At 59.2% G+C, this 23,635-nt stretch carries 24 protein-coding genes; 19 read left to right on the top strand and 5 right to left on the bottom strand.

Going from position 1 to position 23,635, the window contains the following annotated elements; translation table 11 throughout:
• Nucleotides 1–57: 57 nt before the first annotated feature.
• From H8711_RS08295 to H8711_RS08275, 5 genes are all read left to right on the top strand, one after another.
• The gene (locus H8711_RS08295; RefSeq protein WP_249283007.1) at nucleotides 58–1,128 is read left to right on the top strand and encodes an arabinose ABC transporter substrate-binding protein; all 1,071 of its coding nucleotides are present in this window, start codon (nucleotides 58–60) and stop codon (nucleotides 1,126–1,128) included.
• A 144-nt stretch (nucleotides 1,129–1,272) separates the two neighbouring features.
• Nucleotides 1,273–3,048, top strand: coding sequence for a histidine kinase (locus H8711_RS14220; protein WP_249283006.1), 1,776 nt, complete (start codon nucleotides 1,273–1,275; stop codon nucleotides 3,046–3,048).
• 4 nt (nucleotides 3,049–3,052) lie between these two features.
• Entirely contained in the window at nucleotides 3,053–4,633 is a 1,581-nt protein-coding gene (locus tag H8711_RS08285; protein WP_249283005.1) for a response regulator, read from the top strand.
• A 193-nt stretch (nucleotides 4,634–4,826) separates the two neighbouring features.
• Nucleotides 4,827–5,375 carry an RNA 2',3'-cyclic phosphodiesterase gene (gene thpR, locus H8711_RS08280; RefSeq protein ID WP_249283004.1) on the top strand — a complete coding sequence of 183 codons (549 nt, stop codon included), beginning with the start codon at nucleotides 4,827–4,829 and terminating at the stop codon, nucleotides 5,373–5,375.
• Nucleotides 5,372–5,767: a secondary thiamine-phosphate synthase enzyme YjbQ gene (locus H8711_RS08275; protein ID WP_249283003.1), complete on the top strand. Its 396-nt coding sequence runs from the start codon at nucleotides 5,372–5,374 to the stop codon at nucleotides 5,765–5,767. The genes thpR and H8711_RS08275 overlap by 4 nt, the downstream gene beginning before the upstream one ends.
• Nucleotides 5,768–5,827: 60 nt before the next feature.
• Here the strand turns inward: H8711_RS08275 and H8711_RS08270 are convergent, their stop codons facing one another.
• Nucleotides 5,828–6,673: a helix-turn-helix domain-containing protein gene (locus H8711_RS08270; RefSeq protein ID WP_249283002.1), complete on the bottom strand. Its 846-nt coding sequence runs from the start codon at nucleotides 6,671–6,673 to the stop codon at nucleotides 5,828–5,830.
• Nucleotides 6,674–6,918: 245 nt separating this feature from the next.
• Here H8711_RS08270 and H8711_RS08265 point away from each other — a divergent pair, with 245 nt between their 5' ends.
• The 4 genes from H8711_RS08265 (at nucleotide 6,919) to H8711_RS08250 (ending at nucleotide 9,998) form a co-directional block, all read left to right on the top strand.
• Nucleotides 6,919–8,154: a 6-phosphofructokinase gene (locus H8711_RS08265; RefSeq protein ID WP_249283001.1), complete on the top strand. Its 1,236-nt coding sequence runs from the start codon at nucleotides 6,919–6,921 to the stop codon at nucleotides 8,152–8,154.
• Between the two features lie 44 nt (nucleotides 8,155–8,198).
• Nucleotides 8,199–8,765, top strand: a complete 567-nt coding sequence (locus H8711_RS08260) for a hydrolase (protein WP_249283000.1) — start codon at nucleotides 8,199–8,201, stop codon at nucleotides 8,763–8,765.
• A 203-nt stretch (nucleotides 8,766–8,968) separates the two neighbouring features.
• Nucleotides 8,969–9,541: a DUF3793 family protein gene (locus tag H8711_RS08255; RefSeq protein ID WP_249282999.1), complete on the top strand. Its 573-nt coding sequence runs from the start codon at nucleotides 8,969–8,971 to the stop codon at nucleotides 9,539–9,541.
• A 25-nt stretch (nucleotides 9,542–9,566) separates the two neighbouring features.
• Nucleotides 9,567–9,998 (top strand): flavodoxin, encoded by a 432-nt coding sequence (locus H8711_RS08250; RefSeq protein ID WP_249282998.1) that lies wholly within the window; start codon nucleotides 9,567–9,569, stop codon nucleotides 9,996–9,998.
• A 12-nt stretch (nucleotides 9,999–10,010) separates the two neighbouring features.
• On the opposite strand, the gene H8711_RS08245 is transcribed toward H8711_RS08250, so the two are convergent.
• From H8711_RS08245 to sdaAB, 3 genes are read right to left on the bottom strand one after another with little or no spacing between them, the layout of a single operon-like run.
• Nucleotides 10,011–10,922: a YitT family protein gene (locus tag H8711_RS08245; RefSeq protein ID WP_249282997.1), complete on the bottom strand. Its 912-nt coding sequence runs from the start codon at nucleotides 10,920–10,922 to the stop codon at nucleotides 10,011–10,013.
• Nucleotides 10,922–11,806: an L-serine ammonia-lyase, iron-sulfur-dependent, subunit alpha gene (gene sdaAA / locus H8711_RS08240; protein WP_249282996.1), complete on the bottom strand. Its 885-nt coding sequence runs from the start codon at nucleotides 11,804–11,806 to the stop codon at nucleotides 10,922–10,924. The genes H8711_RS08245 and sdaAA overlap by 1 nt, the downstream gene beginning before the upstream one ends.
• A 16-nt stretch (nucleotides 11,807–11,822) precedes the next feature.
• The gene (sdaAB, locus tag H8711_RS08235) at nucleotides 11,823–12,491 is read right to left on the bottom strand and encodes an L-serine ammonia-lyase, iron-sulfur-dependent subunit beta (RefSeq protein WP_249282995.1); all 669 of its coding nucleotides are present in this window, start codon (nucleotides 12,489–12,491) and stop codon (nucleotides 11,823–11,825) included.
• A gap of 138 nt (nucleotides 12,492–12,629) precedes the next feature.
• Here sdaAB and H8711_RS08230 point away from each other — a divergent pair, with 138 nt between their 5' ends.
• Nucleotides 12,630–13,454 (top strand): histidinol-phosphatase HisJ family protein, encoded by an 825-nt coding sequence (locus H8711_RS08230; protein ID WP_249282994.1) that lies wholly within the window; start codon nucleotides 12,630–12,632, stop codon nucleotides 13,452–13,454.
• A 210-nt stretch (nucleotides 13,455–13,664) separates the two neighbouring features.
• Nucleotides 13,665–14,492: an undecaprenyl-diphosphate phosphatase gene (locus H8711_RS08225; protein WP_249282993.1), complete on the top strand. Its 828-nt coding sequence runs from the start codon at nucleotides 13,665–13,667 to the stop codon at nucleotides 14,490–14,492.
• Nucleotides 14,493–14,545: 53 nt separating this feature from the next.
• Here H8711_RS08225 and H8711_RS08220 read toward each other — a convergent pair whose 3' ends face one another.
• Complete coding sequence (locus H8711_RS08220; protein WP_249282992.1) at nucleotides 14,546–15,460, bottom strand: DMT family transporter; 915 nt, start codon at nucleotides 15,458–15,460, stop codon at nucleotides 14,546–14,548.
• Nucleotides 15,461–15,708: 248 nt separating this feature from the next.
• On the opposite strand from H8711_RS08220, the gene hemA reads away from it, so the two are divergent.
• From hemA to H8711_RS14215, 8 genes are all read left to right on the top strand, one after another.
• Nucleotides 15,709–16,968: a glutamyl-tRNA reductase gene (gene hemA / locus H8711_RS08215; protein ID WP_249282991.1), complete on the top strand. Its 1,260-nt coding sequence runs from the start codon at nucleotides 15,709–15,711 to the stop codon at nucleotides 16,966–16,968.
• Between the two features lie 36 nt (nucleotides 16,969–17,004).
• Nucleotides 17,005–18,195: a radical SAM/SPASM domain-containing protein gene (locus H8711_RS08210; RefSeq protein WP_249282990.1), complete on the top strand. Its 1,191-nt coding sequence runs from the start codon at nucleotides 17,005–17,007 to the stop codon at nucleotides 18,193–18,195.
• Nucleotides 18,192–19,184, top strand: a complete 993-nt coding sequence (gene nirJ2 / locus H8711_RS08205; RefSeq protein ID WP_249282989.1) for a putative heme d1 biosynthesis radical SAM protein NirJ2 — start codon at nucleotides 18,192–18,194, stop codon at nucleotides 19,182–19,184. Before H8711_RS08210 ends, nirJ2 begins: the two co-directional genes overlap by 4 nt.
• 3 nt (nucleotides 19,185–19,187) lie before the next feature.
• Nucleotides 19,188–19,667: a siroheme decarboxylase subunit alpha gene (ahbA, locus tag H8711_RS08200; protein WP_249282988.1), complete on the top strand. Its 480-nt coding sequence runs from the start codon at nucleotides 19,188–19,190 to the stop codon at nucleotides 19,665–19,667.
• Entirely contained in the window at nucleotides 19,648–20,121 is a 474-nt protein-coding gene (ahbB, locus tag H8711_RS08195; protein ID WP_249282987.1) for a siroheme decarboxylase subunit beta, read from the top strand. Before ahbA ends, ahbB begins: the two co-directional genes overlap by 20 nt.
• A gap of 140 nt (nucleotides 20,122–20,261) precedes the next feature.
• Nucleotides 20,262–20,996: a UTRA domain-containing protein gene (locus H8711_RS08190; RefSeq protein ID WP_249282986.1), complete on the top strand. Its 735-nt coding sequence runs from the start codon at nucleotides 20,262–20,264 to the stop codon at nucleotides 20,994–20,996.
• Between the two features lie 319 nt (nucleotides 20,997–21,315).
• The gene (gene deoC, locus H8711_RS08185) at nucleotides 21,316–22,017 is read left to right on the top strand and encodes a deoxyribose-phosphate aldolase (RefSeq protein ID WP_249282985.1); all 702 of its coding nucleotides are present in this window, start codon (nucleotides 21,316–21,318) and stop codon (nucleotides 22,015–22,017) included.
• A gap of 26 nt (nucleotides 22,018–22,043) precedes the next feature.
• Nucleotides 22,044–23,585 (top strand): FGGY family carbohydrate kinase, encoded by a 1,542-nt coding sequence (locus tag H8711_RS14215; protein ID WP_249282984.1) that lies wholly within the window; start codon nucleotides 22,044–22,046, stop codon nucleotides 23,583–23,585.
• The last annotated feature ends 50 nt before the right edge of the window (nucleotides 23,586–23,635 follow it).

Below are 23,635 nucleotides of genomic sequence, written 5' to 3'. Positions count from 1 at the left end.
GCAGTACCTTTCCGGCAGCTTTGCCGGTCAGATAAAATTAAAGGAGGATTATTTCAAATGAAGAAAGCATTGTCACTGATTCTCGCATCCATGCTCGCAATGAGCCTGTTCGGTTGCGGCGCGCAGCCCTCGGAGTCCTCGAGCGTTGCGGAACCCGCTGCGCCGTCCTCTTCCGCTGCGGCTCCTTCCGAGTCCAGCTCTGAGCCCGCCGCTCCCGCTGAGGATATCATCATCGCTGGTATCTACAAGGCTGGCGACCAGCAGTGGTTCATCGGTGAGGGCGAAGCTGCAAAACAGAAATGCATCGAGATGGGCGCGAAGGACTTCATGTTCATCGACGCCAAAATGAATCCCGACACCTACCTGCAGGCGCTCGACAACGCCATCACTCAGGGCGTTTCCGGCATCCTGGTCTGCGTACCCGATCAGAAGCTGTCTCAGGTCACTGTTGATAAGTGCAAAGAGGCCGGCATCCCCGTTATCGCGGCGGACGACCAGCTGCTCGACGAAAGCGGCGAGATGATCGCTCCTTGGGTCGGCATCGACGGTTTTGCCATCGGCCAGGCTGTTGGCGAGTGGACTGCAAACTATGCCAAAGAGAACAACATGACCGGCGAGGACACCGCTGTTCTGTACCTCACCATGGATCAGGTTTCCTCCTGCGTGCCCAGAACCGAGGGCCAGATTGAGTCTTGGGGCAAGGTATTCCCCGATTGGCCGGCTGAGAGAACCTTCAGATCCGACTACAACGGCGAGCAGGATAAAGCGTACAACGCTGCTGCCGGCGTGTTCACCGCGAATCCGTCCATCAAAAAATGGATCGTTATGACCCCGAACGATGAAGGCGCCGCCGGCGCAACCCGCGCCCTCGAGGCTGCCGGCCTAGACAAAGAGTCCGTCGTCTGCGGCATCGGCGGTTATCTCGCGAAGCTCGAGTTTGCCAAAGAGGAAGAGTCCGCGTTTAAAGCGACCGCTTTCATCAACTATGTCGATGTCGGCGCTTACTCCGCTGAGAATATGATGAATTATCTGCTCAACGGCACCGAGATTCCTTGGGAATTCAAAACCCCGGCGGTTATGATCACCAAGGAGAACTACAAAGAAATTATGAAGGACCAGGCGGAATAATTTTCGCAGTGTTTCCAACCAAAATCCATGCCGGGGTATATCCCTGGCATGGATTTTGGCATTTTCTTCCTATTAGGATTTGCGGACTAAGATATGTTATAATGATGTTTAACGCCGCGGGCAATGGAAGAAGGAGGGAGCCCTGTGAAACAAAAGAGAGTGAAGGAACAGATGAAAAGTATCAACAACCGCATTGCGCTCTCCTTCTCCCTGCTGATCGCTGGCATCCTTCTCATCATCGTCTTTTCGGCCAGCGCGCTGTTCACCGACCGCTTTATGGAACAGAAGAACAGCCTGATGCAGGAACGCACCATGCTGCTGTCGCAGGAGATCGACAAAAAGATCGATCTGTACCGCCAGTTGGTCCGTTCGCTCAAACGGGATTATCTGGTGAGTCAGTTCATCAAAGGGACGAATGAGGATTACGACATGCTCCATTCCCGGTTGGGATATCTCACCTCGAGTACATACGGTGTGCAGCGGGTCAGCCTGGTCGATCCATCCGGCCGGATGATCGATACGCCCGAATCTGAAAATTTTAACCGGCCGCTGGCCGAGCTGTCCGGGTTGGAGCACTTTTTGAGGTCCGGGCGCGAGGAAAAGTTCTCGACCCCGCACAACTTCCCCTCCCCAACCATCTCGCCGGACTATATGCAGAACAACAGCCTCTCCTACCTCAGCGTAGTGCGAGACGAAAACTTTGAGGTGTCCGGCTATGTGCTGATGAACGTGGGGCGCAACTACCTGTTCCCAAGCTCGCAGTCGCTGGCCCACTCCCTGTTCGACAGCACCTACATCGTCTCTAAATCGGACGGGGTGATCTACCGGCTGGGGGAATGGAACCCGGAACTGGAGCAGGAATCGCTCAAGTTCGCACGCGAGGGATATTTTGGAGAGACCTACCGGACCGCGGGCGATTACACCTACTATAAGCAGGAGGTGAGCACCTATCCCGACTGGATCATGGTGGGGGTAGCCTCCAACACTGCGCTCAAAAAGGACCTGATGCAGCTCATCTGGGTGGTGGGACTGATCGGTTCGCTGGGCATCCTGGTGGTGATGGTGATCAGCCGGCTGATCTCGTGGAAGATCACCAGGCCGATCTACAACATGAAAAATGCGATGGCCAAGTTCGAGCAGGGCGAGATGCCCAACAAGCTGGAGGTGACCACGCGGGATGAGCTCGCTTACCTGGTGAACGGCTTCAACCACATGCTCGACGACATCAATGCGTTTATCGATGCGGTCTACCACGAGCAGGAGGAAAAGAAGAAGGCCGAGGTAGCGGCGCTCAAATTCCAACTGGAATCGCTGCAAAGCCAGATCAATCCGCACTTTCTGTATAACACTTTGAATACGGTCTCCTATTTGGCGCTCAAAAGCCGGTGTGTGGAGATCCGGATGTTAATCCAGTCGCTCAACACGCTGCTGCGCTCCACCCTTTCCAATCAGAACGAGATGGTTCCCATCAAAAAGGAGCTCGAATTTTTGGAATCCTACGTCAAAATTCAGAGCTATCGCTATGAGGAGCCGGTGGCGGTGGTCTACCAGGTGGACGAAGGGGCGCTGGGCTGCCCCATCCCCAAGCTGCTGTTGCAGCCGCTCGTGGAAAACGCGCTGCTTCATGGTATCTATCCCCGGCAGGGGCCGGGCCGTATCCTGGTGAGCATCAGCTCGCTCAGCGACTCGGTGGAGGTCTCCATCTCAGACGACGGGGTTGGCATGGACCCGCAGACCCTCAGTAAGATCCGGGAGAGGCATCGCGGGTTCAACAGCGTGGGCTTAAGCAATGTGGATGAACGGCTTCTGCTCTACTATGGGGAGGAGTCCAAGCTCACCATCGAATCCACGAAAAATATCGGCACCGTCATCAGCTTTACTATTCCAAGAGAAAGTCGGTACAATGAATCAGGCGGGTGAAAAAATGCATCATATTTTGATTGTAGACGATGAGTTTGCGGCGCGCGAGACCCTCAAATGCATCATCGACTGGGAGAAGGCGGGCTTTGCACCGCCGGTGTGCGCGCGCAACGGCAAGCAAGCGCTGGAGCTTTACAGCCAAACGCCCTTTGACATCGTCATGACCGACATCGAAATGCCGGTCATGAACGGGCTGGAGCTGATCGAAGAGATCAAAAAGCGCAACCACACACAGAAGATTGTGGTGGTGAGCTGTCACGAAAAGTTTGAATATGCGCGCCGGGCCATGCAGCTCGGCATCGAGGATTATCTCATCAAGGACCTCATCAATTCGGAGGAGTTGTATTTTCAGATTGTGAACATGACAGCCCAAATGAACGAGGACCTCGATAACCAGGCGCAGGCGCAGAAGGAGAAGGCAAACCGCATTGTGGAACGGATGCTCGCCTACGGCACAGTGACCGAAGAGGAGCGCGCCGCGCTCAACAGCCTGCTGAAGGTGGAGCACGGTTACCTGTTGGTGGGGCTCAACGTGGTGGTGGACAGCTACGGCAAGCACCGCTACGCCGACGACCGCGAGGAGTGGGGCCGAAAGGTGGACCGCTTCCGTTCGGCTTTGGAGGCCAAGACCATGGCGCTGGCGGCGATCACACACGATTCCTTCTTCGTGCTCACCAAGCTGGTGGACGATTTCAGCCTGCTCAACTTCTATACCAATGTCATTCAGTACGCAAACAGAATCCGCAAGCTGGCAAAGAGTGTGGGTATCCCTTCGGTGAGTATCGGCATCTCCAACCAGAGCCCGTCGCTCGACGATCTGCGCACCCTCCACCACCAGGCGGAGCGGGCGTGCAGTATGCGGGTGGTGTTGGGCCTCAACAAAAACATCATCTACAATGCCATCGATACCTCCTGCAAGGCGTTTGACAAGGAACTGCTGGAGCAGCGGATGCGCGACCTCAAGGTACTGTTGAACGACAACGACCTTGAAGCGCTCCAGCAGGTGGAAAAGCTCTACATCCCCGACCTGATGGACGGCTTTATGGAGGCCAACTACTTCCGCTATGTCAATAACCGCCTATATGGGGTGGCCATGGAGTACCTCTACCAGAATAATTTGAGCGTCGGCGAGGTGTTGGAGAACGACCAGATTTCCTTGGAGCGTATCGAGGCGCTCGAGACAGCCAGCGAGATGTCCGGCTATTTCAGCCGCCTGTTCGGCGAACTGCTGCGCCACGAGGCGGAGACGGCTGGCACGCAGGGCGACCTGACCGAGCGGGTGAAGCGGTATGTGGAACAGAACTATGACAAGGAGATCACCCTGAGCGACATCGCGGACACGGTGCATGTGCACAAGGGTTATCTCTGCCGCGCCTTCAAGGAGAAGACGGGGGAGAACCTGATGCAGTATGTCGTCGCAAAGAAGATTGAAAAAGCCAAGGAGATGCTCGAGGATCAGTCCCTCAAGCTGTATGAGATTTCCAACGCGCTCAGCTTTGCAACGCCGCAGTACTTTTCCATGGTGTTCAAAAAGCAGACCGGCATGACCCCCAACGAGTACAAGAAATCGCTCGCCGCAAAATAACCCAGCGCCGCTTTGGAATCTTCCGGGGCGGCGTTTTTTCCATTGCGCCCGGTTACTTCAGCGGAAACAGGCCCTGCCCGCAGGGCGGCCAACCGTTTTATAACGATTGCAAAAGCGGGTTTCCGCTTTTCGCCCGATTGTGTTATACTAGCGGAGAAAGGACGGCCATAACAGACAGGAAAGGCGGAGAAATATGCGGCTATTTGTGGCGATTCTATTGGACGACCCGGTCAAGACGGGGCTTTGCAGGGCGATCGATGCGCTCAGGGGACAGGCGATGTCGGGCAACTTCACCAGGCGCGAAAACCTGCATTTGACTTTGGCCTTTCTGGGGGAGACCAGCCGGGTGGAACAGGCCAAACAGGCGGTGGACGCGGTGAGCGCCGGTCCGTTCGCCCTGCGGCTGGCGGGATTCGGCCGGTTTGAACGGCGGGGTGGAGACATCTGCTGGATGGGAATCCAGCGCTGCCCCGAGCTGGAGGAGCTGCACCGGCAGCTCACCGGAGCGCTCAGGACGGCCGGCTTTGCGCTGGAGGAGCGCGCGTTCCGCCCGCACCTGACGCTGGGGCGGGAGGTGCTGTTTGCAGGGCCGTTCCCTCGCGGGGCGCTGGAACAGACCGTGCCGCCCCTGGAGCAGGCGGTGGCTGAGATTCACCTGATGAAATCGGAACGGATCGGCGGAAGGCTCACTTATACCAGCATCTTCCGCCGCAGTTTGAGAGGGGAGGAGGGGACAAGATGATTTGGAATTATCAGCTGAACACCGGACGGGAGGGGTTTCTTCCCATCACCGCGCGGGTGCGCGAGGCGCTGGCGCAGAGCGGTGTGCGCGACGGAATCTGCGTGGTGTTCTGTCCGCACACCACGGCGGGCGTCACCATCAACGAGAATGCGGACCCGGATGTGGTGCGGGATATGCTTTTGGCCTTGGGTGATCTCTACCCCGACCGGCCGGATTTTCGCCACGCCGAGGGAAATTCGGCGGCGCATCTCAAGGCCAGTGCGATGGGTTCAAGCGTGACGGTTCCGGTGGAGGGCGGCGAGCTGGCGCTGGGCACCTGGCAGGGCATCTATTTTTGCGAGTTCGACGGCCCGCGCACCCGCCGGTTTTTGGTCAAGGTGATTGGGGATTGAACAAAGAAAACCCGCCTGACGCGGCTTTTTGCCGGCAGGCGGGTCTGTTGTTGTAAAAAGTTAGAACATGGTGGAGCGAAACCGCTTGGGTGAGATGCCCACCCGCGAGTGGAAGGCGCTGACAAAGGCGGGCGCGTTGGCGAAGCCGGTCTCCCGCGCGATGGAGGCGATGGGCAGATCGGTCTTTTTCAGCAGCTGTTTGGCGGCGTCCATGCGCGTCTTCAACAGGAATTCATAGGGGGAGTAGCCGGTCTGGCGCTTGAACTGGCGCGAGAAGTGCGAGGAGCTCAGCATCGCCATCTGCGCCAGCTCCTCCACCGAGATGCGCCGGTTATAGTGCTCCAGGATGTATCGCGCCGCCCGGGCAACCGGCCCCTCGTCCAGCTGAAGGGTGCCGTCGGCGGTGATGGCTGCGATCATGCTGCACAGCACCTTGTGCAGCAGCACCGAGATGGTGGGCTCAGACAAGGTCTGATCGGTGCGGAAGATGTGCAGCAGGATGTCCATCATCTCCAGATAGGGCTCCGGATGATGGCAACAATCCACCATGCCGCGGCTCTTGGTGACCGTTTCCCAGAACCCCAGACTTTGACAGCCGTCGAAGTGCACCCACAGGCAGTGCATATGGGTGTCGGTAAAATATTCGTGCGGTTGGTAGCAGTTGACAAACATCATATCGCCCTTTTGCGCCCGGTAGACCTTACCGCCGTAGCGCAAGGTGCACTCCCCGTCCAGCAGGTAGAGGAGCAACAAGCTGTTGAAGCTATCCCGCTTGACATAATAGCCCTGCTCGCAAAAAAATTCGCCCACTGAAAGCAGATGATAGAACAGATTTTTTGCGGTGAGCGACGGGGTGGCGAAGTAGTAATCGGATGGGGCAAGAACGCCTCGATCGGTACACAGCAAATCAGCTCGCTCCTTTCCGAAAAGGAAGATTATCCCCTGTTTATTATAGCTTATTTTGTGGGGAAAAGCTAGGTAAAAGGGCGCATTTTTTGTTGAAACCATACGCAAAATAAGACAACCGGCGCCAAAGGCACGAAGCACATTGAAAAAACGCCGGGGGTGTACTATAATGAGAAACGAAACATTTGAGGGGAAAACGCGGGCAGGCCGTCCGGCCGCGCGCGAAAACAACAGGAGGGCATCAAATGGCGAACAATATGCTGATCGGCCAGTCCGGCGGGCCGACCGTAGCGATCAACGCGTCCCTGGCAGGCGCGATCAAACGGGCGATGAAAAGCCCGCAGATCGGCGAAATTTATGGGACGCTCAATGGGCTGGAGGGTGTGCTCGGGCAGCGGATCATCGATCTGCGCAAGGACCTGCGCAGCGTGGAGGATTTCCAGCGCCTGCAGGCCACCCCGGCGATGGCGCTCGGCTCCTGCCGCTTCAAGCTGCCGGAACAGCCGGACGAGACCTATGAGAAAATTTTGGAGACCTTCCACCGGTACGGTATCGGTTATTTCTTCTATATCGGCGGCAACGATTCGATGGACACGGTGAAGAAGCTGTCCGCCTATTTCGAGTCGAAGGGGGAAACAATTCGCTGTGTCGGCATCCCCAAGACGATCGACAACGACCTGCCCTGCACCGACCACACCCCCGGATTCGGCTCGGCCGCCAAGTATATCGCCACCTGTGTCGCGGAGATCGTCTGCGACAGCGAGGTGTACGACATCCCGTCGGTCACCATTGTGGAGATCATGGGTCGCAACGCCGGATGGCTGACCGCGGCCTCGGTGCTGGCCCGGCGCGAAAATTGCACCGCACCCCATCTCATCTACCTGCCTGAAGCGCCGTTTGATCCCAAGCGCTTTTTAGACCGCCTGCGCGACCTGGGCAGGACCACCAAGCACATTGTGGTGGCGGTATCGGAGGGAGTTCGTCTGCCAAACGGCGAGTATGTCGCCACCGCCAAAAGCGGCGCGACCGATGCGTTCGGCCACCGCTATCTCGCGGGGGTGGGCAAATTCCTCGAGGACCTGGTGCGGGAGCGCATTGGGTGCAAGGTGCGTTCGGTGGAGCTCAACGTGCTTCAGCGCTCCGCCTCCCACCTCTATTCCGGCACCGATATCCGCGAGGCTTACCGCATCGGCGCGGAGGCGGTGTCCTTCGCGCTCAGCGGCAAGACCGGTGTGATGGCGGTGCTCCATCGCATCTCCAACCACCCCTATCTGGTCTCCTATGAATACGCCGGGATCGGCGAGGTGGCAAATCTCGAAAAGCGGGTGCCGCGCGAGTGGATTGCCCCAAGCGGCTGCGACGTGGGGGAGGAGCTGGTGGAGTATCTGCGCCCCTTGATTCTGGGCGAGGCCAAGGAGATGGCCGCAGATGGGGTGCCGGTCTACTTTGCATTTGATAAGACACCGGTCGCCCCCAAGTGATCGGGATAGGCGCGCGGCCGTGTGAATAAAGGAGTGTTTCTCAGATGAGCTATGTACCGAATATGCAGCAGGCGCGTGAAATCCTCGCGCGTTACAACCAGGAGGAGTTCCACCTGCGCCACGCCGAGATCGTCTCGGGGGTGATGGGCTATTTCGCCAAGGAATACGACCCGGAGAACGAGGAATTCTGGCGGGTGGTGGGCCTGCTGCACGACCTGGACTTTGAGCGGTTTCCGGAGCAGCACTGTGTCAAATCGCAGGAGCTGATGCGCGAACTCGACCTGGACAAGCGGGTCATCCGCGCCACGGCCAGCCACGGCTACGGCCTTTGCGTGGACATCGCGCCCGAGCATGTGATGGAGAAGGTGCTGTTTGCGGTGGATGAGCTAAGCGGCCTGATCGGCGCGGTCGCAATCATGCGCCCGTCCAAGAGCGTGGGTGACCTGGAGCTCAAGTCGGTGAAGAAGAAGTTCAAAACCCCGGCTTTTGCGGCGGGCTGTTCCCGCGAGGTGATCGCCAAGGGGGCCGAGATGCTGGGCTGGGAGCTGGACGATCTCATCAGCCGCACCATTCTGGCGATGCGCAGCCTGATGGATACCATGGATATTTGACCCGGGCGTGGCGGCCTCAGCACTTGTGCGGAGGCCGCCACGCTGTTTGATTGCAAAATATGCTTGACAGCGGAGGGAAGAAGTGGTAAACTAACTGTAGTTAGCAAAAGCTAACTGTTCGGCGCTCGATGTTTTGCGCGCCGTGTTTTTTAAACCTGTGGTTAGCTTATGCTAACTATGAAATTCTGCAAAGAGGTGCTGACATGTCCAACCGGTTTGAACAACTGCTCTGTGTCCATTGCGCGCCCACCCTCGCGGGGATCAAGCCGGCGTGCGTCTTCACCTGTTCCAAGCAAAAATTTCCCCGTTTGCTCGAGGACCTGGGGCGGTGCGCCGCCTCACTCGCAGCGTTCGGCATCCGGTTTCGGGTGCTGTGCGAGTGCGAGCGGCATCTGGTGGTGATGGTCTACCGGCGGGCTCTGCTGGATCGCTGGCTGGCGGGGCCGGAGCAGAGGTCGTTTTTAAAGGCCCACGGATACCGCAGAGGCGCTGGGGTGGAGGAGCTGCTGAACACACTGCATCAGCGCATGTGTTGTCACCGCGGCAGGACGGCCCTGTTCCCACACGAAATCGGCGTCTTTTTGGGGTATCCGCTGGAGGATGTGCAGGGCTTCATCGAGTACAAGGGACAGAATCCGCGGTATCTCGGATACTGGAAGGTCTATGGGGACGTGGAAGGGGCGAAGGCTCTCTTTGCGAAGTATGACGAATGCAGAAAGCATTATCTCACTTTGGCCGGCCGGGGCATGGGGCTCGATGAGATCCTTGCGGCCTGACCGATCGTATGGAAGGAGTTTTGTGATGAGCAAGGCAGCAGTAATCTATTGGAGCGGAACTGGCAACACGGAATTGATGGCGAACGCGGTGTTGGCCGGCCTGAGGGCGGACGGCACGGATGCCGCGATGTGCTCGGTTGAAACAATCACGGCGGACGAGGCTGCGGGCTGCGACCGCCTGGCACTCGGTTGCCCCGCGATGGGGGCTGAGGTGCTGGAGGAGGACAGCTTCGAGCCGTTCTTCACTGAGCTGGAGGGCAAGCTGAGCGGCAAAAAGGTCGCCTTGTTCGGCTCCTATGGCTGGGGAGACGGGGAGTGGATGCGCAATTGGACCGAGCGGTGCGCGCAGGCGGGCGCGGTTCTGGCCGACCCCGAGGGGCTAATCGTCCACGAACTGCCGGACGAGGAGGGGCTCGCCCGCTGCGAGGAGCTCGGCAAACAGCTTGCAGCTCTGTAAAAAAAGAGGGGATCACACAGGGGGAAGCCCCTGTGTGTTTCTTTTTTTGGGGCGCTTTTGGGGCGCGGATTCCCCGACAATCGGGCTCCAACCGTTGCCGAGCACCTCGGTGGTCTCACTGACGATGATGAATGCATTCGGGTCGGTGGCCTCCACCAACAGCCGCAGCTTGGTGAGCTGCTGCTTTTTGATCACCGTCATCAGCACCGGATGGGCGGTTTTGGTGTACATGCCGGTGCCGTCCAGCCGGGTGACGCCGCGGGGCGAGTTTTGCAGCAGCGTTTCAGCCACCTCGTCCGGGCGGTCGGTGATGATATAGCACATCTTGGCGTAGTCCATGCCGGTGATGATCAGATCGCTCACCCGCGCGCTGATGAAGATGACGATCAAGGCCATCAGCACATTTTCCGGATTTTTGAGCACCACGCTGCCCACCAGCACCACCACGCCGTCTAGGACGCCGATCAGGTTGCCGAGCGAGATGCCCGACAGCTTGGGCTGGATTACCCGCGCGAGCAGCTCGGTGCCGCCGCTGGAGACCGCAAACCGGCAGAACAGGCCGATCGCCACGCCCTGCGCCACTCCGCCGTAGATGGCGGCGATCACCGGCTCCTGGGTGATCGTGGGGAGAAAGGCGAACAGGTCGGTGAACACGCCGAGCAGCGCGGTGGTGAGGAAGCAGCGCAGAATGAACGGCACCCCCTGGGTCTTGAGGCCGAGCAGCAGGATGGGGAGGTTGAGCAGGATGCTGAACGCGCCCACGCCCACGCCAAAGACCAGGTTGAGCACGGTGGCCAGGCCGGTCACGCCACCCGCCACGATGTTGTTGGGCACCAAAAACAGGTCGAGCGCCATGGCGTAGGCAAAACATCCCACTACCATGAAGCAGTAGCGTTTGATTTCAAATTTGACGCGCTGAGACATCAGGCATCCCTCGATTCATAGATTTTTTTGCACAGGGCGCATCCCGTGGGGGTTGCCGCGCATCCTCCCTGGGCGGTCTCACGCAGGGAGGAAGGCAGGCTGGCCCCCACTTTGCGCATCGCCTCCACCATCTCGTCGAAGGGGATGAGGCTGGAGATGCCGGAGAGCGCGATCTCGGCGGAGATGAGCGCATTGGACGCGCCAATTGCGTTGCGGGTCTGGCAGGGCGCCTCCACCAGCCCGGCCACCGGGTCGCACACCAGCCCCAGCAGGTTGCCCAGCGCCAATGCGGCGGCGGCCAGGCACGCCTGCGGCGTGCCGCCCAGCAGCTGGGTGGCGGCTGCCGCCGCCATGGCCGCCGCCGTGCCGACTTCGGCCTGGCATCCGCCCTCCGCTCCGGCGACGGTGGCGTTGCGGGTGATGAGGTATCCCACCGCGCCCGCACAGAGCAGAGCGTCGGTCATCTCGCCGTCGGAGAAGCCGAACTCCTCCTGTAGGGCGAGGAACACCCCCGGAATCACCCCGGAGGAACCGGCCGTGGGCGCGGCCACGATCAGGCCCATCGAGGCGTTGACCTCGAGCACCCCCATGGCGTAACAGACCGCTTTGGCGGTGGTCTCGCCGCAGGCGGGCCGCGTCTGTTGACGGCGGGCCTGCATCTTCTGTGCCTCGCCGCCGATCAGCCCGCCCATCGACCGCAGCGGCTCGGTCAGCGCGGTGCGCACCGCGCGCCACATCACGCCGTAAACGCCGTCGAGGCGGCTGCGCACCGCCTCGCGGGAGACGCCGGTCTGTTCGGTTTCGCGCTGTAACATGACCTGCGCGATGGTCCACCCGTTCTCCTCACACAGGGAGAGCAGGTCGGCTCCTGTAGTAAAATCCATTCGCTTTCCCTCCCGTTCAAATCTGGATCAACAGCGCGCTGTCGATCGCCGGATGTCCCTCGATGCGGGGGACGATCGCGTCGGACAGGCCGCCGTCCACTTCGATGATGGTATAAGCGGTTTGGCCCTTGGTCTCGCGGTACATGCGCATGAAAGCGATGTTGATGCCGTAGTCGCTGAGCACGCCGGTGATATAGGCCACCACACCGGGGGTATCCTGCTGACGGATGAGCAGGGTGTTGTAATCGCCCGACAGGCTGACCGCCACCCCGTCGATCCGTTCGATCAAGCAGCTTCCCCCGCCGGTGGACACCCCACGCACCGAGACGGACTGTCCGGTATCGCTTTGTAGGGTGATGTCCACAGTATTGGGGTGCAGGTCGCGCCCCAATCCGCCGATGGTGAAGGAGTATGCCAGCCCTGCCTGTTCGGCGTGAGAAAAGGAATCGCGGATGCGCGGGTCATCGGTGGAAAAGCCCAGTACCCCCGCGACCAGCGCGCGGTCGGTGCCGTGCCCCTTATAGGTTTGGGCGAACGAGCCGTACAGGGTGAAGTCAGCGCGCACGATGCGCCCCCGCACCAGCTTGCCCGCCAGCAGGGCGATGCGCAGCGCGCCCGCCGTGTGCGAGCTGGAGGGGCCGATCATCGTCGGCCCGATCACGTCAAAGATGCTGATTTCTTTCATAGAATCGTCCGCCTCCTCTGCGGTGATTTTGTACCGGTCGCCAAAGTGGAAAATCATCCACATCATAGCACTTGCCAGGGAGAACTTGTCAATATATAATGGAACAAAATGAGGGCAAAAATGCAGGAGATGACAGGAATGAATCGAGTGACGGCAGATTATCACATGCACAGCATCTCGCCCGATGCGCGCGTGCCGATGGAAGAGATGTGCCGCGCAGCGGTCGAGCGCGGGATGCGCGAGATAGCGGTGACCGATCATCTGGAGCTGTTCCCGCCGGATTATTCGGGCAAGGAGCCCGCGATGTTTGACGACCGGTACATCGAGCGCTACTTTGCCGAATGGCAGCGCTGCAACGAGCTGTTCGACGGCAAGCTGCGGGTGCGGCGCGCGGTCGAGCTCGGCCAGCCGGGTTGCAATCCCGCGCGCGCAGCGGAGATTTTGAGCCGCTGCCGCTACGACTATGTGCTGGGGTCGGTCCATAAGGTTTATGGGGTCGATTTGGCGTTCAAGCACTATTCTGAAGGCTCCAACGAAACCCTCACGCGGCAGAACCTCGCGCTGCTCTATGAGATGGCCGACTGCGGCGACTTTGACTGCATGGGGCACATCGATTTGATCAAGCGCTATGCGGGCCGGCAGGGCTTCCACATCCGGCTGATCGACTACTTTGACGAGGTCGAAGCGATCCTCAAGCGGCTGGTCCGGCGGGACAAAGGGCTGGAGATCAACACCTCCGGCCTGCGGCAGGGGTTGGGTGAGACGCTGCCCGGCCTGGATATCCTCAAACTCTACCGCAGCCTGGGGGGCAAAATCCTGGTGATCGGTTCGGATGCGCACCGCGCGTGCGATGTCGCAGCGGATTTCGACGCCGCAAGGGAGCTGGCCCTCGCAGCGGGCTTTACCAAGCTCGCGCTGTATGAGGACCGCAAGCCATCCTTCTACTCCATCGCAGATCAATAAAATTGTTTGGCAGTGCCGCGCGGTTGAAGCAATCGCGCGGCTTGTTTCGTTCTGGTTGATGTGGTCTTCGGCAGCAAACCGTGGTATACTGTTGGTTGGCGGCGCCGCAGGCGGAAAAATCCACATTTTTACCGTCCGGCGGCATAGACTAGGAAAAGAAAGCAATCGAAACAATCAAGCGGGGACGGCCGCGGACAGGGAGTAATGACGATGAATTTTTTGGAACTGATGAAGGTCGTGGCGCTGGGCGTCATCGAGGGAATCACCGAATGGCTGCCGATCAGCAGCACCGGGCATATGATTTTGGCGGATGAATTCATCCACTTGGACGTGTCGGCCGAGTTCAAATCGCTGTTTCTGGTGGTCATCCAACTGGGTGCGATTCTCGCGGTGGTGACATTGTTCTTCCGCAAGCTCAATCCGTTTGCCCTCTCCAAGACCCCCAAGCAGCGCGGCGACACGGTGCGGCTGTGGCTCAAGGTGTTGGTGGGTATCCTGCCGAGCGCCCTCATCGGCATCCCGTTCGACGACCAGATCGAGGCGCTGTTTTTCGGCCCCTGGCCGGTGGTGGTTACCCTGATCGTCTACGGCGTGCTGTTTATCTGGCTGGAAAATCGCAACCAAGGCCGCCAGTTCGCTGTGACCGATCTCAACCAGCTCACCTACAAGACAGCTCTGGCCATCGGCGCGTTTCAAGTGCTGTCGATGATCCCGGGCACCTCCCGTTCGGGCGCCACCATCCTGGGCGCCATGCTCATCGGCTGCTCGCGCTATGTGGCGGCGGAGTTTTCCTTCTTCCTGGCCATTCCCACCATGTTCGGTGCGAGCCTGCTTAAACTGGTGAAGTTCGGCTTCGACTTCACCACCGACGAGTGGGTCATCCTGGTGCTCGGCATGGCGGTGGCATATGTGGTTTCGGTGCTGGCCATCAAATTCCTGATGGGTTACATCAAGAAGCACGACTTCAAGGTGTTCGGCTGGTATCGCATCGCGCTTGGCGCGGTGCTGGCGATCTACTTTGCACTGATCGCGCACTGACAGATCAGCAACATAAGGGGCCCGGTCCGACCGCAAGTCGGACCGGGCCCTTTTCAGCTTCCATGGGTGCGCGCGCGCCGCAGATGCGCGAGCAGGTTTTCCGAGAGCAGCAACCCCAGCAACGTCAAGGCGGTGCCGGCGAGCGCCATCCAGGTGATATGCTCGTGCAGGATGAGCGCTGAAAAGAGAATGGTCACGACCGGGACGGCATAGATGTAGATACTGGTCTTGACAGCCCCCAGCGTTTTGACCGCCCAGTTCCAGGTGGCGAAGCAGGCGGCCGACGCGCCCAGACCGAGGAAGAGGAGGTTGAGCAGGTTGACCGGTTGGGCCAGACGCTCGAGGCCGAACTCGAAGGGAAAGAAAAACAGGGCCGGAATCATGAACAGCAGGCCGTAGAAGAACACCCGGCGGGTACACTGCACGGTGCCGTAGCCAAACCCGCTGATTTTGCGCATCAATACCGAGTAAATCGCCCACACCACCGCGGCCAACGCCGCCAGCAGGTCGCCCATGGGGTTCAGCTTGAGCACGAAGCTGCCGTTGAGGCCGATGAGCGCGATACCCGCGATGGCGGCCGCAAAGCCCAGGAAAAAGCGCGGGTGCAGCCGCTCCCCGTCGAGAAAGCGGTGGGCAAGAATCGCGGTGAAGAACGGCGAGATCGACACGAGCACCCCCACGTTGGAGGCAAGGGTATAGGTGAGCGCGATGTTTTCACACAGGAAGTAGAGGGTGACGCCGCACAGGCCCGCGCCCATAAAATAGAGCTCCTGCCGCGGCTGCGCGCACCGCAGGGGCCGGGGCTTTGCCAGCAGCAGCGCCAGGTAACCCAGAGCGAACCGGAAAAACAGGATTTCGATGGGCTGGAAGCTGCGCAGCAGCACCTTGGTGGAGACGAAGGTGGTGCCCCAGATGAGGATGGTGAACAATGCGGCCAGATGCCCGGCCAGGTTTTTTCGTTCGATCATGGAAGTCGCTCCTTCTGAATTTAACATGATGTTTTAGCGGGTAATATGTTTGCCGCACGTGCTTAACTGTTCAAATTGACGCAAATATTGGCTCTAAAAGAGGAAAAATCACGAATATATCGGAAAATTACACAAAGATACTCTCAATAATTTAGTTGCATAACGAAAAAAATAGATTGAGAGACAAACATAATGATGTTATAATGTAATTACTACATCATGGGTTGAAGCGATGGACGGTGAAAAAAATGGACTTGCTTGTCATTGGTATCAGCTATAAGACCGCGCCGCTGGAGATTCGAGAGAAGCTGAGCGTTTGCAGCGCGCAGTGCCCGCAGCGGCTGGCGCAGATCATCGGGCAGTCCGGAGCGCGGGAGGGCGTGCTGCTCTCCACCTGCAACCGCACCGAGGTCTACCTCTATCAGGCGGACGCCAACCGCGCGGAACAGGCGCTGTGCGAGAGCTGCGGGATGGAGGTCACCCGGCTGAGGAAGCACCTGTACCTCTACGAGGGCAAAAAATGCGTTTCGTACCTGTTCCGGGTGGCGTCGGGGCTCGATTCCCAGGTGATGGGGGAGGACGAAATTCTGCGGCAGGTCAAGCTGGCGCACACGTTGGCCCTCGAAGCCAAGCTGTCGGGCATGGTGATGAACACCCTGTTCCGCGCGGCGATCACCACCGCCAAGCGGACCAAGAGCAAGACCGGCCTGTCCAGTTGTTCCATTTCGGTGGGCACCATTGCGGTGCACGCCGCGCAAAAGCAGCTCGGCAGCCTGGAGGGCAAAAAGGCGCTGGTGGTGGGCTCGGGCGAGATGGGCGTGATCGCGCTGAAAAATCTCACTGCAGCTGGCATGGACGCGCGTGTGACTGTGCGCAGCAGATGTTCGGCCACCAACCTTGCGGCCAAGTGCCCGTCCGCAGCGCAGGTGCCGTATGAACGGCGCTACGACTATCTGGACGAGGCTGATGTGGTGGTGAGCTGCACAAGCAGCCCGCATTATACTATAACATTCGCAGACGCGCGTCAATACATAGCAACGCAAAAACCGCGCGTCTTTCTCGACCTGGCGGTGCCCCGCGATATCGACGGCGACATCGTACAGTTGGCGCAGTGCGCCTATTACAATATCGATCAGCTCAAGGGGGTGGCTGAGGCCAACCGCAAGCTGCGCAGCGAGAAGTCGCTGCTTGCCGAGGAGGAGATCCAGCGCGACGTGGACGAATTTGAGCGGTGGTTCGCCTTCCGGCAGAACGTGCCGCTGCTGCAGGATGTGCGCGAATGCGCGCAGCGCCGGGTGGACCGCCGGGTGAAGGTGGCCTGCCGCCAGGCGGCCGACCCGCGCGACGAGGAGGTCATCCGGCAGGCGGTGAGCGGCGCAGTGGACGAGATCATGGAAAAATTCATCTACCGGGTGAAGGAAACCGCCTGCAAGGAGGACATCGAGGTGTTTTTCCGCTGCCTGGGCGGGATGCTTCACGACAAGCGGCGGCGCGAGGACGCGCTTTGACCGCGCAATACAGAAGAATTGGGAGGATAGGACCCTATGCTCGACGTAACAAAACTTTTGGTGGGCAGCGAAAGCTATGGGAACAGCATCCGCTACGCGGATTCGGCCAGGGGCTACCTGACGGGGACGCGCGCGGGCTGCGGCCCGGTGGTGGCCTGGAACATGTCGCGCACCTGCAACCTCAAGTGCGTCCACTGCTATGCCTCTTCGGAGAATAAAAAGTATGAAAACGAGCTGACCACCGGCGAGGCCAAGGCGTTTATCAAGGATTTGGGCGAATTCCACGTGCCAGTGCTGCTGTTTACCGGCGGCGAACCGCTGATGCGGAAGGACTTCTTTGAACTGGCCGAATACTGCGCGGAGTGCGGTGTGCGGCCCACCATTTCCACCAACGGCACCCTCATCACCCCGGAAGTGGCGCGCCGCCTTCAGCAGATCGGCGTGGGCTACGTCGGCATCAGCATGGACGGCATGGAGGAAATCCACGACGCCTTCCGCGGGGTCAAGGGGGCGTATCAGCGCTCTTTGCAGGGCATCCGCAACTGCGTGGCGATCGGCCAGAAGGTCGGGCTGCGCTTCACCATCAACAAACACAATGTCGGCGAGCTGGATCAGATCATCCGGCTGCTCGAGGAGGAATCGGTCGATCGCGTCTGCTTCTACCACCTGGTCTACTCCGGGCGAGGCAGCAAGATGATCGAGGAGGATGTGACCCACGAACAGACCCGGGCCGTGATGGACCGGATCATTGAGGCGGTGCTGGACTTCGACCGGCGCGGGCTCAAAAAGGAGATTTTGATGGTGGACAACCACGCGGATGGGGTTTACCTCTACCAATGGCTCAAAAAGAACCGGCCGGAGCAGGCCGAACAGGTGTACGGGCGGCTGGCGGTCAACGGCGGCAATCGTTCGGGCATGGCGTTTGCCAACGTGGATAACCTCGGCAATGTGCATCCCGACCAGTTCACCCAGCACCACACCCTCGGCAATGTCCGCGAGCGGCCGTTCAGCGAGATTTGGACCGACGATTCGATCCCGCTGCTGCACGACCTGCGCCGCCGCCGGGAGAAGATCCACGGCCGGTGCGCCGCCTGCGGCTACTATGAAATCTGCAACGGAAACTTCCGCGCCCGTGCGGAAGCGATCGACGGCGACTTCTGGGACAGCGACCCGGCTTGTTACCTGACTGACGAGGAGATCGCCGTGGGAGAGGGGGCACGCTTATGATTTTATCCTGGAACACCACCAACGAATGCAACCTGTATTGCAGCCACTGCTACCGCGAATCGGGTGACCGCCGGGCGGGGGAACTGAACACCGCCGAGGGCAAAAAGCTGATCGACGAGATCGCGCGAGCGGGTTTCAAGGTGATGATCTTCAGCGGCGGCGAGCCGCTGATGCGCGAGGACATCTATGAATTGATCGCCCACGCCGCGCAGCGGGGGCTGCGCCCGGTGCTGGGCAGCAACGGCACGCTGATCACCGAGGAAGCGGCGCAAAAACTGAAGGAGGCCGGCGCACGGGGCGTGGGTATCAGCCTGGACAGCCTCGACCGCTGCCGCCACGACAAGCTGCGCGGGTGCGAGCATGCGTGGGACCGCGCGGTGCAGGGGATGGAAAACTGCAAGAAGGCGGGGCTCCCTTTTCAGATTCACACCACCATCATGGATTGGAACGCGCCCGAGCTGGAACAGCTCACCGACTTCGCCGTGGAGCGCGGCGCGGTGGCTCACCACATCTTCTTTTTGGTGCCGACCGGCCGCGGCAAGGATATCGCGGACGAGGCGCTCGATCCCGATACCTATGAGGAGGTGCTCACCCGCGCGGTGAAAAAGGCTGCGGAGGTGGACATCGAGATCAAACCCACCTGCGCGCCCCAGTTCATGCGCATCGCCAAACAGCTCGGGGTGCCCATGCGCTTCGGCAAGGGCTGCATCGCGGGTACCTCCTACTGTATCATCGGGCCGACCGGCCGGGTGCAGCCGTGCGCCTATATCAGCGAGGAGATCGGCAACGTGCGCGAGACCCCGTTCGACGAGATTTGGCGCGACAACCCGGTGTTCCACCGCCTGCGCACCGCAGCCTATGAGGGCGCGTGCGGGGCGTGCGCCTATCAGAAGAGCTGCGGCGGGTGCCGCGCCCGGGCCGCCTATTATCACGACGGCAACCTGATGGCGGAGGACATCATCTGCCAGTACGGCCAAAGGGGGCGGTAGCGTATGGACGGGACCGACCGCAGGATACTCAACCTGCTGCAAAACGGGCTGCCGGTGTGCGACCGGCCGTACCTTGCTCTGGCCGGGCAGGCCGGCGTCACCGAAGAGGAGTTCATCGCCCGCGTGGCGCGTCTCAAGGAGGACGGAATCATCCGCCGCATCTCCGCTTTTTTCCAGCCCGCGGCGCTGGGCTACCGGAGCACGCTGTGCGCCGCCAAGGTGCCCGAAGGGGATCTCGATCGGGTGGCGGCGGCGATCAATGCGTTTCCACAGGTGACGCACAACTATCTGCGCGACAACGACCAGTACAATGTATGGTTCACCGTGATCGCAGAGGGCGAGCAAGGGGTCAGCCGCACAGTACGGGAGATCGAGCGGGCGGCTGGCGTGGAGGTGCGCGACTTTTCTTCGCTGGCTTTTTATAAAATTAAAGTGAATTTTGATATGGAGGAGGGAGGCCGGAATGAGGGACCCACTGGATAGAAGGATTGTGCGCGCGCTGTGTGACGACCTGCCCCTTTCGCCCACACCGTTCCGCGAGATCGCGCAGCGGTTGGGCGTGGAGGAGAAGGAGCTGCTGCGGCGCGTACAGCGGATGCAGGAGACGGGGGAGATGCGCCGCATCGGCGTGGCGCTACACCACGTCAAGGCGGGATATATGCACAACGTCATGGTGGTGTGGGATGTACCGGACGATGAGACCGCGCGCGTCGGGGAGCTGATGGCGAGCCAACGCGAGGTATCCCACTGCTACTGCCGCCTGCGCCAGCGGGATTGGCCCTACAACCTGTATACGATGATCCATGCGAACTCCGAAGAAGGGGTGCTACGGGCGGTGCGTGAGATCGCTGCGCGCACCGGTTGCAGCGAATACCGCCTGCTCAGCACCATCCGGGAGCTGAAAAAAGCTGGAATGAAATATTATAGCGAGACATGATGACCTCGTGGCATTAAAAAAATAAATTGTGCAGATTAACACAAAAAATTAAGAATAATTGGACGGCAAACAGGTCATTTATGTGTCGAATTATGTTATAATTATTTCCAAATATATGTAACAAACGGGAGGAATTCATTGTGGAAAAAATTCCAGCGTATATGCGGGTCTACAAAATCATCAAACGGGAGATTATCGACGGCGAATACGCGATCGGTGAATTGCTGCCTCCGGAACCGGAACTGGAAAAACGTTTCAACGTCAGCCGTACTACAGTGCGCCGCGCGGTGGACATCCTTTCCCGAGAGGGATTTGTGGTGGCAAAACAGGGGCGCGGCACACAGATTCTTGACTATAGGACCAAACAAAATCTCAACATGGTGACATCCATTTCGGAGACGCTGCGCAAAAAGGGCTGCAAGGTGCGGCCAAAAAATATGTACATCGACACCATCGAGGCCACCCCGCGCCTCTCAGCCGACCTGGGCATCCCGGTGGGCGAGAAGGTGGTGCGGGTGCAGCGCATCCAGTTGGCCGATGAAAAGCCGATCGCGATCATGCGCAATCATCTTATCCCGGCCATGGTCCCGGGCATCGAGAATTATGTCAACGCCATCACATCGCTCTATCAGTTTTTGGAGGAGCAGTACAACATCAACATCGACTCCGCATTCGACCGCATCTCCGCCAAGTCGGCCGATTTTACCGACGCGGAGATGCTGCAAATCCCCATCGGCTCAGCGCTGCTTTATATGCGCCGGGTGTGTTACGCCAACGGCAGGCCGGTGTGTGCTGACCGCCTGAGCCTGGTGGGCGACCGGTATGAGCTCGAAATCAATATGGAAGGGCGCTACAAGGAGGACTCGATGTTCTAAGTCCTGACAGGCGCCTGGATAGTCAAAAAACTCCTCTGCTGCACACGTGCGGCGGGGGAGTTTTTTTGACTCGCAAAAGCGGCAGTTTTCGATACCATTAACCCAAAAAACAACATGTTTTTTCGACCGGATGTTAGAAACGTATTTAAAACAGCACCTATTAGAAACTGTCAATAATGATAATAACTAAGATAAAACAAAAATAATTGTAGCGATATCCAATAATTCTGAAGTTTTGCAAAATCTATTGCCAGTTAAACATAATTACGTTATAATGTAATCACCTTAGACAAGGGCAAAACTAGAGAGGATGGGTGATATGCCGAACTTGGATTTGACAAAAATAGCCAGGGTCATCGACATTAGCGGCGTGCGAACCGACGTAGCGCTGGAAGAAGTTGATCGTATCGTGGAAGCTTCCAAGAAGCACCATTTTATCGCAGCATTTGCGATGCCCTGTTTTACCAGATATTTGGTGGAACAGCTCAGTGATACAGAGGACGTGATGGTGGGAGGAGTGGTTGGATTTCCCTCGGGCGCCGATACGACTTTCGTCAAGGTGGCGGATGCCAAGGAGATGATCGCTTACGGCGTGGATGAGCTCGATATGGTCATCAACGTGGGCGCGCTCAAATCCGGCGAATACGATTTGGTCCGCGACGACATCAAAGCCGTGGTGGAGGCGGCCAACGGCCGGCCAGTAAAATCCATCCTGGAAATTTGTTACCTCACCGACGATGAGATTGCCCGCGGCGCTGAAATCGCCGTGGAGGCGGGCGTCACCTATGTCAAGACCGGCACGGGCTGGGGCCCGAGGCCCACAACCGTAGATACCATCCGTCTGATCAAAAGCACCATCGGCAACGCGGCGCTCATCAAAGCGGCGGGCGGCATCCGCACCCTGGATACGCTCCTCGAAATGATGGACGCGGGCTGCAGCCGCTTTGGCATCGGCATCAACTCGGCGCTGAAAATCGTGGAAGAAGCCTATGAGCGCGCGAGCGTGCTGGTGGCAAGATAAATTGAGAGAGCTCGGGAGGTGAGAGCGTGAAGTATATCATTTCCTATGACCTGGGCACAGGGGGCACCAAGGCCTCGCTGTTCAGCGAGGAGGGGCAGTCCCTGGCGAGTTCGTTTGTGCCCTGCAACAATTTTTATCCGGCGTCGGGCTTTCACGAGCAGAAGCCGGAGGAGTGGTGGGACATCGTGGTCCGCTCCACCCAGGGGCTGATCGCCAAGACCGATATCGATTTAAACGACATCGTCTGTCTGGCGGTTTCGGGCCACAGCCTCGGCGTCGTGCCGATCGGACACGACGGCAGCCTGTTGGCGGAATACGTGCCGATCTGGTCGGATTCCCGCGCGGGCGAAGAAGCCAAAGAGATGTTTGAGAAGATCCCCGAGGAAGAGTGGTACATGACCACGGGCAATGGATTCCCGCCGCCGCTCTACGCGGTCTTCAAGCTCATGTGGTACAAAAAGCACTGCCCGGAGATGTTCGAGGCAGCGCAGGTGTTCATCGGCACCAAGGACTACATCAACTACAAGATGACCGGCCGGCTGTGTACCGATTATTCCTACGCCTCCGGCAGCGGCGTGTATGACCTCAAGGCGTGGAAGTACAAACCCGAATACATAGAAGCCTCCGGCATCCCGGCCAGCAAATTCCCCGAGATCGTCCCCTCCACCGAGATCATCGGCACATTGACCGAGCAGGCGGCCGCCGAGCTCGGACTGCCGAAAAGCGTCAAAGTGGCGTGCGGCGGCGTGGACAACGCCTGTATGGCGCTGGGCGCGGGTTGCATCCACGACGGCATGGCCTACACCTCGCTGGGCACCTCCGCCTGGATTGCGATCTCTTCGGAGCAGCCGCTGCTCGACGCGCAAAAGCGACCCTACGTGTTTACCCACTGCGTGCCGGGCATGTTCGCCTCGGCCACCGCGATCTTTGCGGCGGGCAATTCCTACAAGTGGCTGCGCGATACCATCTGCCGCAACTTTGTAGAGGCGGAACAGAACGGCGGCATCGACGCCTACATCGCGATGGACCGCTTGGCGGAGACCTCGCCGGTCGGCGCGAAGGCGCTTCTCTTCAACCCCAGCCTGGCGGGCGGATCGAGCATCGATCGCTCGATCAATATCCGCGGCGCGTTCCTGGGGCTCGATCTGGGGCACACGCAGGCCGACCTGATCCGCGCGACGCTCGAGGGCGTCTGCCTCAACCTCAGGGTGGCGATGGATGTGCTCGCGAAATGCGGCCACATCGCGGACGACATGCTGATTGTGGGCGGAGGCGGCAAGAGCAAATTCTGGCGCGGCCTGTTTGCAGACATCTACAATAAAAACATTGTGGAAACCAACGTCGGGCAGGACGCCGGCTCGCTGGGAGCGGCGGCAGTCGCTGCGGTGGGCGCGGGGCTGTGGGACAGCTTCGACAAGGTCACCGAGATCCACAAGGTCAAGAGTGTGATTCAACCCAACCCCGAGAACAATGCGAAGTACGAAAAGATCCTGAAGGTATTTGAAAAGACCGCCGACATGCAGTGCGACATCGGCGACATGCTGGCGGAGCTTAACAACAGTTTATAATGCCGGAATGGCATTCGCGCATACGCACATTACCAAATTACAGGAGGAAA

The organism is Ligaoa zhengdingensis (assembly GCF_014384885.1).
GTDB classification, from domain to species: Bacteria; Bacillota; Clostridia; order Oscillospirales; family Ruminococcaceae; genus Ligaoa; species Ligaoa zhengdingensis.
The sequence above is the reverse complement of the archived record's forward strand: the minus strand, read 5'-3'. Positions and strand labels throughout refer to the sequence as shown.

What these genes read in the sequence shown, in the direction of transcription:
- H8711_RS08295 (WP_249283007.1), top strand. Translation starts at nt 58, where the DNA reads ATGAAGAAAGCATTGTCACTGATTCTCGCATCCATGCTCGCAATGAGC.
- H8711_RS08285 (WP_249283005.1), top strand. Translation starts at nt 3,053, where the DNA reads ATGCATCATATTTTGATTGTAGACGATGAGTTTGCGGCGCGCGAGACC.
- thpR (WP_249283004.1), top strand. Translation starts at nt 4,827, where the DNA reads ATGCGGCTATTTGTGGCGATTCTATTGGACGACCCGGTCAAGACGGGG.
- H8711_RS08275 (WP_249283003.1), top strand. Translation starts at nt 5,372, where the DNA reads ATGATTTGGAATTATCAGCTGAACACCGGACGGGAGGGGTTTCTTCCC.
- H8711_RS08265 (WP_249283001.1), top strand. Translation starts at nt 6,919, where the DNA reads ATGGCGAACAATATGCTGATCGGCCAGTCCGGCGGGCCGACCGTAGCG.
- H8711_RS08260 (WP_249283000.1), top strand. Translation starts at nt 8,199, where the DNA reads ATGAGCTATGTACCGAATATGCAGCAGGCGCGTGAAATCCTCGCGCGT.
- H8711_RS08255 (WP_249282999.1), top strand. Translation starts at nt 8,969, where the DNA reads ATGTCCAACCGGTTTGAACAACTGCTCTGTGTCCATTGCGCGCCCACC.
- H8711_RS08250 (WP_249282998.1), top strand. Translation starts at nt 9,567, where the DNA reads ATGAGCAAGGCAGCAGTAATCTATTGGAGCGGAACTGGCAACACGGAA.
- H8711_RS08245 (WP_249282997.1), bottom strand. Translation starts at nt 10,922, where the DNA reads ATGTCTCAGCGCGTCAAATTTGAAATCAAACGCTACTGCTTCATGGTA.
- sdaAA (WP_249282996.1), bottom strand. Translation starts at nt 11,806, where the DNA reads ATGGATTTTACTACAGGAGCCGACCTGCTCTCCCTGTGTGAGGAGAAC.
- sdaAB (WP_249282995.1), bottom strand. Translation starts at nt 12,491, where the DNA reads ATGAAAGAAATCAGCATCTTTGACGTGATCGGGCCGACGATGATCGGC.
- H8711_RS08230 (WP_249282994.1), top strand. Translation starts at nt 12,630, where the DNA reads ATGAATCGAGTGACGGCAGATTATCACATGCACAGCATCTCGCCCGAT.
- H8711_RS08225 (WP_249282993.1), top strand. Translation starts at nt 13,665, where the DNA reads ATGAATTTTTTGGAACTGATGAAGGTCGTGGCGCTGGGCGTCATCGAG.
- H8711_RS08220 (WP_249282992.1), bottom strand. Translation starts at nt 15,460, where the DNA reads ATGATCGAACGAAAAAACCTGGCCGGGCATCTGGCCGCATTGTTCACC.
- hemA (WP_249282991.1), top strand. Translation starts at nt 15,709, where the DNA reads ATGGACTTGCTTGTCATTGGTATCAGCTATAAGACCGCGCCGCTGGAG.
- H8711_RS08210 (WP_249282990.1), top strand. Translation starts at nt 17,005, where the DNA reads ATGCTCGACGTAACAAAACTTTTGGTGGGCAGCGAAAGCTATGGGAAC.
- nirJ2 (WP_249282989.1), top strand. Translation starts at nt 18,192, where the DNA reads ATGATTTTATCCTGGAACACCACCAACGAATGCAACCTGTATTGCAGC.
- ahbA (WP_249282988.1), top strand. Translation starts at nt 19,188, where the DNA reads ATGGACGGGACCGACCGCAGGATACTCAACCTGCTGCAAAACGGGCTG.
- ahbB (WP_249282987.1), top strand. Translation starts at nt 19,648, where the DNA reads ATGAGGGACCCACTGGATAGAAGGATTGTGCGCGCGCTGTGTGACGAC.
- deoC (WP_249282985.1), top strand. Translation starts at nt 21,316, where the DNA reads ATGCCGAACTTGGATTTGACAAAAATAGCCAGGGTCATCGACATTAGC.